The organism is Amycolatopsis pittospori (genome assembly GCF_013870525.1).
GTDB lineage: Bacteria > Actinomycetota > Actinomycetes > Mycobacteriales > Pseudonocardiaceae > Amycolatopsis > Amycolatopsis pittospori.
Genome location: NZ_JACBXD010000028.1, coordinates 56139 through 69817, shown reverse-complemented (window position 1 = coordinate 69817; position 13679 = coordinate 56139). Strand labels below are relative to the sequence as shown.

The following is a 13679-nucleotide window of genomic DNA, read 5'->3' as shown; positions in this document are numbered from 1 at the left end:
TCACGACCATCAGCCGCCCCAGGTGCGAGCCGCCTCCACCATCGCCGTGACGCATTCTGCGACGGCGGGGCGCGTCTCGCCCTGGGGCTGCACGGCGTAGAGCTGCCGGTGCAGCGGCGGTTCGAGTGCGGCGCACACCACGTCCGGCGGCGCGATCGTGGTGGCCATACTCGGGACCAGGGTGGCGGCGCCGAGCCCGGCGACCACGGCGAACTGCGTGCCGAATCCGCTGACCGTATGCCGCACCGTCGGTTCGATGCCGCGTTCGCGCAGGGTTTGGCTCAGCCAGACGTTCGCCAGTGTGGGGCGGGCCCAGGCGACCCAGATCTCGTCCGCCAGGTCTTCGGCGCGCACCGTTTCCGCGCCGGCCAGAGGGTGCCCGGCGGGGAGCACGATCATCGCCGAATCGTCGCGCAGGACGGTCCAGCGGGTGTTCGGCGGCCTGGTGAGCGGCAGGTTCTCCCAGCTTTCCACGACCACGACGTCGAAGACGCCGTCGGCGAGGGCGGGCAGGGCCGCCTCCGGTTCGACCTCGTGCAGCCGGGCCTCGATACCGGGGTGGCGGACGGCGAGGCCGGTGAGCGCGGGCGCGATGAACGTGTGCACCCCGGACGGGATGGCGCCGATCTCGACGACGCCGGTCGTCTCCCCGGTGAGCGAGTCCAGGTCGGCGCGCGCGGCCCGGAGTTCGGCGAGGACGCGGTCCGAACGTTGTGCGAGCAGCAGGCCGGCCGGGGTGAGCCGGACGCCGCGCCCGTGCCGGACGAGGAGCTCGGTGCCCGCCTCCCGTTCCAGTTTGGTCAGCTGCTGGGAGATCGCCGACGGCGTCACGTGCAGCAGTTCGGCCGCCGCCGCGAGCGAGCCGCGCCGCCACACCGCGTGCAGCATCCGCAGTCGTTCCACATTGGACAGATCGCCACTCATTAGCCGAGCTTAACCCTCGGGGTAAGAGGATCTCGCTGGTCCCGCCGCCTGTCGTGCGGTCGAATCGAAGTCATGCCCCACTCCCGAATCCTCGCCGATCCCCGGACCCAGGGACTGCTCGGCGCCTTGGCGATCGCCCTGTCCGCCCCGTTCGTCGCGCTGTCCGGCGTGAGCTCGACGACGGCGACGTTCTTCCGCTGCCTGTTCGCGTTGCCGATCCTCGTCGTCCTGGCCCGGACGCGGGAACGGGGGCATCGTCCGACCCCGGCCGCGCGACGGCGGCACGTGCTGGCGGGCGTCCTGCTCGGGATCGACATGGTGCTGTGGAGCGAGGCGATCCTCGCCGTCGGCGCGGGTGTCGCGACGGCGCTGGTCAACGTCCAGGTCGTCCTCGTCCCGCTGGCCGGATTGCTGTGGTTCGGCGAGCGGCCGTCCCGGATGTTCTGGATGTCGATCCCGCTGATGCTGGCGGGTACGGCGCTGGCCGGGGGACTGGCGGACGGCGGTGCCGCGGGCAGCGATCCCTGGTACGGAACCGTCATGGCGCTGCTGGCGGGTGTCGCCTACGCCGGTTACCTCATCCTGTTGCGCCGCGCCGGAACCGAAGGCGGCGGCCGGACGACGATGCTCGCCACCGCGACCGCCGCGTCCGCGTCCGTGGGCGCCCTTTCGGGCCTGGTGGCGGGAAATCTCGACGTCACGCCATCGGCTTCGGCACTCCTGTGGCTGCTCCTGCTGGCCGTGACCGGGCAGGTGCTCGGGTGGCTCCTGGTGGGCAAGGCGTTTTCGGCGCTGCCGGCGAGCGGCGGGTCCGCCGTGCTCATGCTGCAACCCGCCGCCGCGATCCTGTTCGGGGCCGCCCTGCTCGGCCAATGGCCGACCCCGCTGCAACTGACCGGCTGCGCGCTGGTCGTCGCCGTGGTGGGAGCCGTGTCGCTCCTGGGCGCTCGGTCGTCAAGGAACCACGAGCACCGGCCAATGCCCGGCCTTGATGAGCTTCGTGGCGACCGAGCCCGCGAACCGGTGTCCCGCCTTCTGTGAGGCTCCGACCACGACCGTGTCGACCTGGCTGCGGTCGGCGGTGTCGCGCAAAGCCGTGTAGGGATCGCCGAAGGTCTTCAGGAAGCTGACCGGCACTTCCAGTTCTTCGGCCGCCTCGCGGATCTGCTCCCGGAGTTCGGCGTACAACTGCAGCGTCGTGTCGTGCTCGACCGTCGCCGCGACCGCCGGGCCGAGGTTCGTCAGCGCCGTGCGGCAGACGACGAAGGCGACGATCAGCCTGCCGTTCTCGCGTCTTGCCATGCCGAAGGCGAAGGCCGCCGCCCGCATGGCCGTGTCGGAGCCGTCGACCCCGACCAGGATGGCCCGCCCCGACCGGCGCCGGGGCGGGCCGAAACGCTCCACAGTGGACTCGAAGGCCCCAGGCGCGCTCATCCCGGGCCCCTATCCGGCGACCGGGTCGGACGCCGGCTCTTCGGTCTTCGTTTCCACGTCGAGGGTCGTGCGCAGGGTGAGCGGCTTCAGCAGCAGCGCCGCGATCACGCCCACGACGCCCACCGCCGCGGAGATCAGGAAGATGTGCGCGGTCGCGTCGCCGTACACGGTGTGCACGACCGTCTGGATCTCCGGCGGGAGTGCCTTGAGGTTCAGCGCGCTGACGCTGCCCGTCGACTGACCGGCAGGCACGTGCAACGCGGTCGACAGGTCGGCGGTCACCCGGTTCGCGAGCACAGCGCCCAGCACCGAGACCCCGATGGTGCCGCCGAGCGACCGGAAGAACGTGACCGAGGCGCTCGCCGAGCCCAAATCCCGCAAGGGCACCGTGTTCTGCACGGCGAGCACGAGGTTCTGCATGGTCATGCCGACCCCGATGCCGACGATCGCCATCGCGATGCCGACCAGCCACAGCGGCGAGGCGTGGTCGACCGTGCCCAGTCCGAGGAACCCGATCACCAGGGTGATCGTGCCCGCCACGATGTACGGCTTGATCGAGCCGGAGCGGCTGATCAGGCGTCCGGTGACGGTCGAGGACACGAGCACGCCCGCCATCAGCGGGATGGTCAGCAGCCCGGCCTCGGTGGGTGAGTAACCGCGGCCGACCTGGAAGTACTGGCCGAGGAACACCGCACCGCCGAACATGGCCATGCCGACAGCGAGGCTCGCGATGATCGCCAGCGCGGGGGTGCGCTGGGTGATGATGTGCAGCGGTACGACGGGTTCGCGGACCTTCCGCTCCACCAGCACGGCGACCGCGAGGAGTACGACGCCGCCCGCCACCATGGCGGCGGTCTGCCAGGACAGCCAGTCGAACGAGTTGCCGACGAACGAGACCCAGATCAGCAGGACGCTCACGCCGGCGGCGATGAGGCCGGCACCGAGGTAGTCGACCTGGACGTCGTCCCGGCGCACGGTTTCCAGCTTCAGGGTCCGCTGCAGCACGATGAACGCCAGCACCGCGATCGGCACGCCGACGAAGAAGCACCAGCGCCAGCCCAGCCACGGCACGTCCACGATCAGGCCGCCGAGCAGTGGTCCGCCGACCGTGGCGACGGCCATGACGGCGCCGAGGTAGCCGTTGTAGCGGCCGCGTTCACGCGGCGGGATGATCGCCGCGATCACCACCTGGACCAGTGCCTGCAGACCGCCGACGCCGATGCCCTGGAACGCGCGGGCGGCGATCAGCTGTCCGGTGTTCTGGCTGAAACCGCTGATCATCGACCCGATCACGAAGAGCACGATCGCGACCTGGACCAGTGTCTTCTTGTTGAACAGGTCGGCGAGTTTGCCCCAGATCGGGGTGGTGGCGGTGGCCGCCAGCAGGGTGGCCGTGACCACCCACGTGTACTGCGTCTGACTGCCGTTCAGCGAGCCGATGATCAGCGGCAGCGCGGTCGACACGACCGTCGAGCTGATCATGGCCACCAGCAGCGCGAGCAGCAGCCCCGACAGCGATTCGAGCACCTGGCGGTGCCCCATCGCGCCGGTCGGCGCCTCCGCCGTGGTTCCTTCGGTCTTCATGGCGTCCCTTCGAGCCCCGGACAATTATTGCTCATTGTGCAAACTTGCACAGTGGGCACTTTATTCCCCTCGCTACGCTGTCCTTGTGGACACTCTCGACACGCTCCGCACCCGTAAGAAGGCGGCGACGCGGCACTCGCTGCACGAGGCCGCGCTTCGCCTGGCGATGGAGCACGGTCTCGACGGCGTGACGGTCGAGGACATCGCCGACGCGGCGGGCGTGTCCCGGCGGACCTTCTCGAACTACTTCGCGAACAAAGAGGACGCGATCCTGTATGCCGACCGTGAGCGGACCGGCCTGCTGGTGTCGCTGGTCGAAGGCAGGCCGTCCGGTGAGAGGCCGTGGCCCGCGCTGCGCGCGGCGTGCCAGGAGCTGTATCGGGCACATCCCGTCCCCGACCGTGAATGGGTGGCGCAACTTCGGCTGCTGCGACGGCATCCGTCGCTCCTCGCGCGGCAGGCCGGCGATCAGATCGCCCTGGAACGCGATCTGACGGCGGTGCTGCTCGACCGGGGGCTGGATCAGGAGCTGGCCCGTCTCACGGCGGCGACGTTCCTCGCCACCCTGCGGACCGGGAACGTCCTCTGGCTGGAAGGGCCGGACGATCAGTCGCTCCCGGATCTCGTGGACCGTCTGCTGAGTCGCGTTCGCCTGCGCTGACCTGCGTAGACGCCACTTTGGCGCACGGTGGCACCACTTTGTACTTGCAATGGCGCCACGGTGGTGCCATAGTGGCGTCATGGACTTGACGCCGTTTGTGGACAAGGTTCGCCGAGAGCTCGCGGTCGCCGCCGAGGCGGGCGGGGCGGAGGCGAGCGCGCTCGCCGAACGTCTGACCGCGCCGCTGGCGTCGGCCATCCACCTCACGCTGCTGGAGGCGTTGTCCGCCGCGTCGGACGAGATCACGCGGGATCTCGCCCCCGGTTCGGTCGAGGTCCGGCTGCGTGCCGGGGAAGCGAGCTTCGCCGTCAACGTCCCGGCCGCCGGGCCGACGGAGCCGGTCGTCGCCGACAACGTCGTTTCGGCGCCACAGCCCCAAGATCCCGCGGTGCCCGAGGACGAGGGGGCCACGGCACGGATCAACTTCCGGCTGCCGGAGAACCTCAAGGCACGCGTCGAGGAAGCCGCTGCCGCGCAAGGCCGTTCGGTCAACGCGTGGCTCGTGAGGGCCGCGTCCGCCGCACTACAGCCGACGGCGGCCCAGCCCGCTCCGGCCACTCCCGTGGGCGGCCGCCGCGCCGCTCAGCACTACACGGGCTGGGTCAGCTAGACCCGCCTGACCAGCAAGAAAATCCAACGCACCACATTTGAGGGGACAACCATGCCTTCTTTCGCCACTCCGGAACCGATCCTCGTGGACGTCGACCCCGTCGTCGGGAACGTCCGCATCGTCGCCGGCGACCGCGCCGACACGGTCGTCGAGGTCACCCCGGTCGACAAGACCGACGACTCCGACGTCAAGGCCGCGGAGCAGACCGTCGTCGAATTCACCGGCGGCACGTTGTCGGTCAAGGCGCCGAAAATGCGTCTGATCGATTTCTCCCGCAAGACCAGGTCGATCGACGTGACCATCGAACTGCCCGCCGGGTCGCGGCTCCAGGGCCGCACCGGCCTCGGTGATCTCCACGTCACCGGGCGGCTCGGCGAATGCCGCTACAAGTCCGGTACCGGGAGCATCCAGCTCGACCACGCCGGCGAGCTGAACCTGCACACCGCCGCCGGGAACATCACCGTCGAACACGTCGAGGGCAACGCCGACATCAGCACCAGCACCGGACGGGTGCACATCGGCGAGATCACCGGTACCGGTGTCGTCAAGAACTCCAACGGTCCCACCACCATCGGCACGGCCGGTGACGCGCTGCGCGTCCGCTCGGCCAACGGCGACATCTCCGTCGACAGGGCCGAAGAAGGGGTCGAAGCCAAAACCGCCAACGGCGCGATCCGCGTCCTGGACGCGGCCCGGGGCACGCTCACGCTCGAGACCTCCCTGGGCAACATCGAGATCGGCGTCCGCGCGGGCAGCGCGGCCTGGCTCGACGTGAAGACCACCTTCGGCCGGGTCCTCAACGAAATGGACGCCTCCGGTGAGCCCGGCGCCACGACCGACAAGCTCGAAGTCCACGCCGGCACCTCTGTCGGCGACATCGTCATCCGCCGTTCCTGACCCGCCACGAACCTCCAGGGGAATCCACATGAGACACCCGGCCATTTCCGCGACCGGACTGCGCAAGTCCTACGGCGACAAGGTCGTGCTGGACGGTATCGATCTGCACGTCCCGCCCGGCACCATCTTCTCGTTGCTCGGCCCCAACGGCGCGGGCAAGACCACCACCGTCAACATCCTGTCCACTTTGGTCGGTGCGGACGGCGGTGCCGCCACCATCGCCGGTGCCGACCTGGCCACCGATCCCGACGGCGTCCGCGCCGCCATCGGACTCACCGGCCAGTTCTCCGCGGTCGACAATCTCCTGACCGGCGAGGAGAACCTGTTCCTCATGGCGGATCTGCACCATCTGCCACGCCGCGCGGGGCGCGAGCGCGCCGCCGAGTTGCTGGAACGGTTCGACCTGACCGAGGTCGCGAAGAAGACGCCGTCGACGTTCTCGGGCGGCATGCGCCGCAAGCTCGACCTCGCGATGACGCTGATCGGCGACCCCAAGGTCATCTTCCTCGACGAGCCGACCACCGGACTCGACCCGCGCAGCCGCCGCACGATGTGGCAGATCATCCGTGACCTCGTCGCGAACGGCGTGACGATCTTCCTCACCACGCAGTATCTGGAAGAGGCCGATCAGCTCGCCGACCGCATCGCCGTCCTCGACGGCGGCCGGATCGTCGCGCAGGGAACGCCCGACGAACTGAAGCGCCGCGCACCCGGCGGACACATGCAACTGCGCTTTCCCGACACCGCGTCGTTGCGGAGTGCCACTCGCGTGCTTCGAGTGTCCACATCGGACGAAGAGGCCTTGGCGCTGCGTGTGCCGACCGACGGCACCGTCGCCGCGCTGCGCGCCGTGCTGGACCGGCTCGACGCCGAAGCCGTCCCGGTCGACAGCCTCACCGTGCACACCCCGGATCTCGACGACGTGTTCCTCAGCCTCACCGGTCACCGGACCGAACCGACCAAGGAGCTGGCCCGATGACCACGCTGTCCCTCTCGATGCGCGATTCCGCGACGATGCTGCGCCGCAATCTCCGGCATATGCAACGGTATCCGTCGCTCACCATCATGCTGGTCGGCCAGCCGATCGTTTTCCTGCTGCTGTTCGTCTACGTCTTCGGCGGCACGCTCGGGAACGGCCTCGGCGGCGCGGGCGGACGGGCCGAGTACGTCGGTTACGTGACGCCGGCCATCCTGCTGATCACCGTATGCAGCGCCGCCCTCGGCACCGCCATCTCCGTCGCGACGGACATGACCGAAGGCATCATCGCCCGCTTCCGCACCATGGCGATCAGTAAGGCTTCGGTACTGACAGGGCACGTCGTCGGCGCGCTCATCCAGACCGCGTTCGCGCTCGCCGTCGTCTTCGGGGTCACGCTGCTCATCGGTTTCTCGCCGACGGCCGGTGTCGGGGACTGGTTCGCGGCGGTCGGGGTGCTGTTGCTGCTGACCATCGCGCTCACCTGGCTGTCGGTCGCGCTGGGCCTGGCCGCGAAGAGCGTCGAGACGGCCAGCAACTCACCGATGATCTTCATGCTGCTTCCCTTCCTCGGCAGCGGTTTCGTCCCCACCGACTCGATGCCCGCGTGGCTGCGCTGGTTCGCCGACTACCAGCCGTTCACGCCGATCATCGAGACGATCCGCGGTCTCCTGCTCGGCACGCCGATCGGCGGCAGCGGCCCGCTGGCGCTCGGCTGGTGCGTCCTGCTCGCGCTCGTCGGCTACGTGTGGTCGAAGTCCTTGTTCGCCAAGGAACGCGACCGCTGATGCCAGGGTGAAGCTGTTCGGCTGATCGGCCAGGTCGCCGCGGGTCTTCCCGGTGCCCTGAGCTCACCGGCGCCGCGCCCAGGCGGAAGGCGTCGTGAAGGCCTCCTTCCCTACCCTGACGGTAGTGAAGGAGGCCTTCACGGACCTTGGAACGACACTCTCGGTCCTGAACCGAATCGCTGCAGGTCATGGCCCTTCGGCGCCACACGCGCGATCGTGTCGCGGACGTTCCCCGGTCACCAGGAACTTCGTCGCGATGTCGTTGGCGCACCGGTTGTCCTTGAACAGGTAGGCCAGATGCCCGCCCTGGTCGGCGGTGACCATCCGGGCACGGTCGCCGAAGGCCTCACGCAGCTTCCGGGCTCCGGCCAGCGGGGTGGCCGGGTCGCGGAGGTTCTGCACGATCAGGACGTTCGACGGGCCGCGGTCGGTGACCTTCACCGGCGGTTCCACCGGCTCGGACGGCCAGTACGCGCACGGCGTGATGTTCGCGGCGGCCGCGCCGAACATCGGGTGCCGGAACCGGTCGATCGCGACGTTGCGCTGGTAGGTCCGGACGTCTTCCGGCCAGTCGGAGTCGTTGCAGATCACGTGCAGCTGGCTGGCCAGGTAGTTGTCCGACGGGTACGCCGTCGTGCCTGCGCCCGGGGTGGACGAGGTGGACGTCGGCTGGGGCACCGGCTTACCGGTGTCCAGCGCCTGCCACGTCGCGGCCAGCTTCGGCAGGTTCTTGTCGTAGTAGAGATCGGCGAACAGGATCTGGCGGAAGACCCGGCCGTCGTAGCCTTCCGGGCTCGGCTTCTGGTCGAGCCGCGCGGCGAGTTCGTAGAACTTGGCCGTCACCTGCGCGGGCGTCCGGCCCAGGCCGTACTCGGGCTTCGAAGCGGCGAACTTCGCGAAGTCCGGGAAGCGGTCTTCGACACCCTGCGCGAACATCCGCGTGAAGGCGGCGTCCCAGCCGCCGGGGCCGGTCGCACTGTCGATCAGGAACCGGTCGCTGCGTTCGGGGAACAGCGACGTGTACACCGAACCGAGGTAGGTGCCGTACGAGATGCCGAAGTAGTTCACCTTCTTCTCGCCGAGCGCCTCCCGGACCTGGTCCATGTCACGGGCGGTGTTGGCGGTGGAGATGTACGGCAGCATCGACGCCGTGGCCGAAGACCCGCACTTCGCGGCGACGGCGGCGACCCGCTGGGCCTCGGCCGTGACGTCGGCGGGGTTCCGGGCGTGGAGCGGGATGTTGGTCGGATGATCCGCCAGCGTCAGTCCACAGGTCACCGGGGTGCTGTTGTGCACACCCCGCGGGTCCATCCCGATGACGTCGTAGCTGTCCAGCACCTCCTGCGGCACCCCGAGTTTCTTGAGGGTGTCGGGGTAGGCGAGGCCTTCGCCGCCGGGCCCGCCGGTGTTGGTCATCAGCACGCCGCGGCGCTTTTCCGGTTTGGTGCTCTTCAGGCGCGAGATCGCGATCTCGATCGTCTTCCCGTCCGGGTCGCGGTAGTCGAGCGGGACGTCGAGGGTGGCGCACTCCAGTCCGGGTTTCGCGGCCTCCTCGGGGCACGGTCCCCACTTCAGGGGAGTGGCGGCCGACGCGACCGCCGGTGTCGACGCCGCCAGCAGTGCGGCGGTGAGAACGGGAAGAAGAGCCTTACGCATGGGGTTTCCTCCTGGAAGGGGCGTCTTTGTCCACAAAGGACGAGTCACCGGCGCGGTTCCCAGCGGAAGAGCCGGGTGGCCAGGACGACGGCGACGACGACCCAGGCGAGGGTGGGCGCGAGCAGGAGCAGCGAATCGGTGACGGCGACGCCGCCGTTCCAGGCGTTGACGACGAGTTCGGTGGCCGAGCCCCCGGGCAGGAGACGCTTGAGCAGGGTGAGTTCCTCGGTACCGGAGATGCCGACCCAGCTGGCCACGGCGATGACGCCTAGGCTGACCGGCAGGGTGGTGACCTGGGCGTGCTCCGGGGAGTTGGTCAGGCCGGCGGTGGCCAGGCCGAGCCCGATCATCATGGCGACGGTGGCGAGTACGGCCAGCGCCAGCAGTCCGATGTTGGACGGCGTACCGGTGACCACGCCCAGCACGACCATGATCACGGCCACCTGGACCAGCGCGATGACGGTGACCGGCAGCACCAGCCCGGTCAGGATGGAGCCGTCACCCGCGGCGGTGGAACGCAGGCGCTTGAGGAACAGGTTCTGGCGGCGGGAGGCCAGCGTGGTCACGGAGCTGGTGTAGAGGCCGAAGGCGCACACGGTGAACATCACGATCGCCGCGATGTAGCCGAGGCTGCCCACTTGCGCGAAGAGTTCGTGCTGGTAGACGAAGAACGCGGAGATCGCGATGGGCATCACGAAACTGGTGATCAGCACCGAGCGGTTCCGGAAAATCTGGATCAGCTCGCTGTAGGCGATGGAAAGCATGGCTGGAGTCCTTTGTGGATCGCGGGGTCGGTCAGTCGTTGTCGATGGCGCGGAAGACGTCGTCGAGCCGGGTCGGGCCGGCTTCGAGGTCTCGCAGTTCCACCGCGTGGTCCTGTGCCCAGCGCAACAGGACGTGGAGGTCCTTCTGCAGGCCGAACGTCTCGATGACGAACTTCCCGTCACCGCCGGGCTTGCCCTGCAACGGCAGCGAAGGCGCCGAGGGCGGAAGCGAGAACTTGATCACGGCGGGCAGCGTCCGCGTCAGCTCGGAGACCGTCCCCTCCTGGTGGAAGGTGCCGCGGTGCATCAGGCCGATGCGATCGGCACGCTGCTGTGCCTCTTCGAGGTAGTGCGTGGTGAGCACGATCGTGGAGCCGTCCTCGCGCAGCTTGTCGACGGCGTCCCACAGCGCGTCACGCGACTGGATGTCCAGACCGGTCGTCGGCTCGTCCAGGAACACCAGTTCCGGCGTGCCGTACACCGCGGTGGCGAAGTCCAGCCGCCGCTTCTCGCCGCCGGAAAGTTGTGACACCTTCGTGTTCGCCTTGCGGGTCAGGTCCACGACGCCGAGTACCCGTTCGACCCGGTCGGTGCGCTGCGTCAGCGTCCCGATCAGCCGGATCGATTCCTTCACCGTCAGATCCGGGGAGAAACCGCTCTCCTGCAACATGATCCCCATCTTGGGACGGACGGTGGCGCGGTCCCGCGGGCTCAGGCCGAGCACCCGCACGGTGCCGGACGTCGGCGTCCGGTGTCCTTCGATGGTTTCGAGCGTCGAGGTCTTGCCCGCGCCGTTCGTGCCCAACAGGGCATAGAACTCGCCTCGTCCCACCTGAAAGGACAGATCCTTCACGGCGTGGAAGTCGCCGTACTTGAGGTTGAGCCGGTCAACGTCGATCACTGGTGTCGAGGTCATGCCGTGAATTCCACCGGCTCGGGCGCGTTCCGGCCAGTGCGGTGACGTCACTGTCCGCCCATGACATTCGTTGGGGTGAACATATGACGTGGTGTCACTGGTGGCCGCCACGACCGGGGGACGATACTGGGACGATGTCTGATGTGGACGCCGAGCCGGCACAGGGCCAACTACGCAGACTCAACCGGGTCATGTTCATCCCGCTGTTCGTCGTCTCCGGGGTGGTCGTGGTCTCGACGGACGCGCGGTCCTGGTGGCAGGCCATCATCCTGAGCACGAGCGTGGTGGCGGCTTTGGTGGCCTTCGTGCGCTGGACGTCGGGTGAGCTCTTCCGGGTGGCGCTCCCGTGCCTGCTCGTCGCGGCGGCGGTATGGCCGTTCTCCGTTTTCGTGGTCGATGGCGGTTCGGCCTTCTTCGGACTCTCGTTCGCCGGCTCCCTCGTCGTCCCCCAGCTGTCCCGCCATCGGGCTTGGGCCGCCCTCGCGCTCGTCGGCTACATCGCGGCGATCGGCGCCGCGGGAGTGCTGATGTCGCCCGACGACGTCTCCGGCCACCTGCTCAAGTTCGTCTACGTTCCGACGGGGATCACCGTAATCGTGCTCGGGCTCATGTTCCCCAACAAGAAGTTCTACGACGTCGTCGCGGAACTCGAGGAGGCGCGGGAACGGGAAGCGGAGCTGGCCGTCATCCGCGAGCGCGTCCGGTTCGCCGGCGATCTGCACGACATCCAGGGCCACACCCTGCACGTGGTGAAGCTGAAGGCGGCGCTCGCCAGGAAACTGGTGGACATCGACACCGAACGGGCCAAACAGGAACTGGGGGAGATCCACGAACTCGTGGCCGACACCATCACCCAGACCAAGGAACTCGCCTACGCCCAGCGGCGGCTCAACCTTTCCGCCGAACTGGAGAACGCGAGGAACCTCTTCGAGGCCGCCGGGATCCACGTGCGGATCAACCGCGAGGGTGACGTCGCCGCCGGTGCGAACGAGCTGCTCGGGCAGGTCCTGCGTGAGACGACGACCAACATCCTGCGGCACGCCCAGGCGACGCGGGTGCGGATCACCTTGGCGGAGTGGAGCATCACCATCGTCAACGACGGCGCCCAGCAGGCGCCGTTGCCCGAACTCCGGGGGCTGGCCGCCCTCGAACAACGCGTCGCCGCCGAGGGAGGCGAACTGACGGTCGAACAGGACGACGGTCAGTTCGTGACGGCCGCCGCCTTCCCGCACCGACGTACCGAAGCACTGGAGAAGCGATGACCACCGTGGTGCTCGCCGACGACGAGGCCCTGCTCCGCAAGGCGATGGCCGCGCTGCTCCCGCTCGAAGGCGAGATCACCGTGCTCGCCGAAGCGGAGAACGGCGAGGAGGCCATCGAGGCCACCCTGCGGCACGAGCCCGACGTTCTCGTCATCGACCTCGAAATGCCCGGTGTGGACGGCCTCGGCGCTGTCGAGGAGATCCGCCGCACCCGGCCGAACCAGGTCATCCTCATGCTGACCCGGCACGCGAAACCCGGGGTGCTCCGCAAGGCGCTCAAACTCGGGGTCCAGGGGTTCGTCAGCAAATCCGCCGAACCCGCGCACATCACCTCGGTCATCGCCATCCTGCACGGCGGCAAACGCTGGATCGACCCGGATGTCTCCGCGCTCGCCGTCGTCGACGACTGCCCTCTCACCGAACGGGAACTCGACGTCCTGAGGGTGACCGGCGAGGGCTATTCCGTCGCCGAGATCGCGAACCAGCTGCATCTCGCGCAGGGCACGGTGCGCAACTATCTCTCCAACGCCATGCAGAAGACCCAGACCCAGAGCCGGCACGAAGCCGCGCGGTACGCCCGCGAACACGACTGGCTGTAGCTAACGCGGCCGGACGTGGGCCCGCTCGCCCTGGGGCCCGAACAGGACGAGGGTTTCGACGGCGTGACCATCGGCCGAGCCGAGCCAATGCGGCAGCGCCGTGTCGAATTCGGCGGCCTCCCCGGGCGGCAGCACCATGTCCCGGTCGCCGACGACCAGCCGTAACCGTCCATTGAGGACATACACCCATTCGTAGCCGCCGTGGGTCTGCGGGGTGGGTTCCGCCGGCTCCGGACGGCTGGGGATCAGCATCTTGAAGGCCTGCACCCCGCCCGCGCGGCGGGTGAGCGGGAGGAACGTCATGCCGTGACGGTGGATCGGCTGCAGATGGATCCGCGGATCGCCCGTCCGAGGGGCGCCGACGAGATCGTCGAGCGGCACGCCGTACACGCGGGCCAGCGGTAGCAGGAGTTCCAGGGTCGGCCGTCGCCCGCCGCTTTCCAGCCGGGACAAGGTGCTTTCCGAGGTCCCGGTCGCCGCCGACAGATCGGCCAGGGTCAAACCGCGCTGTTTGCGCAGGGCGCGCAGCCGCGGGCCCACCGCGTCCAGCACCTCGTCGGTCTCGTCCGCCATGAACCCGATCTTGCCAGGTCGGCAAGTTTTCGTGC

15 protein-coding genes are annotated in these 13679 nt (G+C 68.8%); 8 read left to right on the top strand and 7 right to left on the bottom strand.

From position 1 onward, the window contains the following. Positions 1-9: 9 nt before the first annotated feature. Positions 10-924, bottom strand: a complete 915-nt coding sequence (locus H5J31_RS18040; protein WP_181773748.1) for a LysR family transcriptional regulator — start codon at positions 922-924, stop codon at positions 10-12. A gap of 72 nt (positions 925-996) precedes the next feature. On the opposite strand from H5J31_RS18040, the gene H5J31_RS18035 reads away from it, so the two are divergent. Continuing rightward, entirely contained in the window at positions 997-1965 is a 969-nt protein-coding gene (locus H5J31_RS18035; protein ID WP_181773747.1) for a DMT family transporter, read from the top strand. Here H5J31_RS18035 and H5J31_RS18030 read toward each other — a convergent pair. Both H5J31_RS18030 and H5J31_RS18025 read right to left on the bottom strand, forming a co-directional pair. Beyond that, positions 1879-2358: a universal stress protein gene (locus tag H5J31_RS18030; RefSeq protein WP_181773746.1), complete on the bottom strand. Its 480-nt coding sequence runs from the start codon at positions 2356-2358 to the stop codon at positions 1879-1881. The two genes, H5J31_RS18035 and H5J31_RS18030, sit on opposite strands and share 87 nt — an antisense overlap. Positions 2359-2367: 9 nt before the next feature. Further along, positions 2368-3942 (bottom strand): MDR family MFS transporter, encoded by a 1575-nt coding sequence (locus H5J31_RS18025; RefSeq protein ID WP_181773745.1) that lies wholly within the window; start codon positions 3940-3942, stop codon positions 2368-2370. A gap of 85 nt (positions 3943-4027) precedes the next feature. On the opposite strand from H5J31_RS18025, the gene H5J31_RS18020 reads away from it, so the two are divergent. From H5J31_RS18020 to H5J31_RS18000, 5 genes are all read left to right on the top strand, one after another. Beyond that, positions 4028-4603, top strand: coding sequence for a TetR/AcrR family transcriptional regulator (locus H5J31_RS18020; protein ID WP_181773744.1), 576 nt, complete (start codon positions 4028-4030; stop codon positions 4601-4603). A 79-nt stretch (positions 4604-4682) separates the two neighbouring features. Beyond that, a complete protein-coding gene (locus tag H5J31_RS18015; RefSeq protein ID WP_207898203.1) occupies positions 4683-5213 on the top strand; it encodes a toxin-antitoxin system HicB family antitoxin in 531 nt (176 codons plus the stop codon). A gap of 51 nt (positions 5214-5264) precedes the next feature. Continuing rightward, entirely contained in the window at positions 5265-6110 is an 846-nt protein-coding gene (locus tag H5J31_RS18010) for a DUF4097 family beta strand repeat-containing protein (protein ID WP_181773743.1), read from the top strand. Between the two features lie 28 nt (positions 6111-6138). Continuing rightward, positions 6139-7089 carry an ATP-binding cassette domain-containing protein gene (locus H5J31_RS18005; protein ID WP_181773742.1) on the top strand — a complete coding sequence of 317 codons (951 nt, stop codon included), beginning with the start codon at positions 6139-6141 and terminating at the stop codon, positions 7087-7089. Continuing rightward, positions 7086-7874, top strand: a complete 789-nt coding sequence (locus tag H5J31_RS18000; RefSeq protein WP_181773741.1) for an ABC transporter permease — start codon at positions 7086-7088, stop codon at positions 7872-7874. The genes H5J31_RS18005 and H5J31_RS18000 overlap by 4 nt, the downstream gene beginning before the upstream one ends. Before the next feature lie 186 nt (positions 7875-8060). On the opposite strand, the gene H5J31_RS17995 is transcribed toward H5J31_RS18000, so the two are convergent. The 3 genes from H5J31_RS17995 to H5J31_RS17985 are packed head-to-tail and all read right to left on the bottom strand — an operon-like array spanning position 8061 to position 11210. Beyond that, a complete protein-coding gene (locus tag H5J31_RS17995; protein ID WP_181773740.1) occupies positions 8061-9530 on the bottom strand; it encodes an alpha/beta hydrolase in 1470 nt (489 codons plus the stop codon). 44 nt (positions 9531-9574) lie between these two features. Continuing rightward, the gene (locus H5J31_RS17990; protein WP_181773739.1) at positions 9575-10294 is read right to left on the bottom strand and encodes an ABC transporter permease; all 720 of its coding nucleotides are present in this window, start codon (positions 10292-10294) and stop codon (positions 9575-9577) included. A gap of 31 nt (positions 10295-10325) precedes the next feature. Further along, the gene (locus H5J31_RS17985; RefSeq protein ID WP_181773738.1) at positions 10326-11210 is read right to left on the bottom strand and encodes an ABC transporter ATP-binding protein; all 885 of its coding nucleotides are present in this window, start codon (positions 11208-11210) and stop codon (positions 10326-10328) included. A 143-nt stretch (positions 11211-11353) separates the two neighbouring features. Here H5J31_RS17985 and H5J31_RS17980 point away from each other — a divergent pair, with 143 nt between their 5' ends. After that, positions 11354-12472 (top strand): sensor histidine kinase, encoded by a 1119-nt coding sequence (locus H5J31_RS17980; RefSeq protein WP_181773773.1) that lies wholly within the window; start codon positions 11354-11356, stop codon positions 12470-12472. Next, the gene (locus tag H5J31_RS17975) at positions 12469-13071 is read left to right on the top strand and encodes a response regulator transcription factor (protein ID WP_181773737.1); all 603 of its coding nucleotides are present in this window, start codon (positions 12469-12471) and stop codon (positions 13069-13071) included. The genes H5J31_RS17980 and H5J31_RS17975 overlap by 4 nt, the downstream gene beginning before the upstream one ends. Here the strand turns inward: H5J31_RS17975 and H5J31_RS17970 are convergent, their stop codons facing one another. After that, the gene (locus tag H5J31_RS17970) at positions 13072-13644 is read right to left on the bottom strand and encodes a helix-turn-helix domain-containing protein (protein WP_181773736.1); all 573 of its coding nucleotides are present in this window, start codon (positions 13642-13644) and stop codon (positions 13072-13074) included. It abuts the gene before it with no gap. Positions 13645-13679 lie beyond the last annotated feature (35 nt).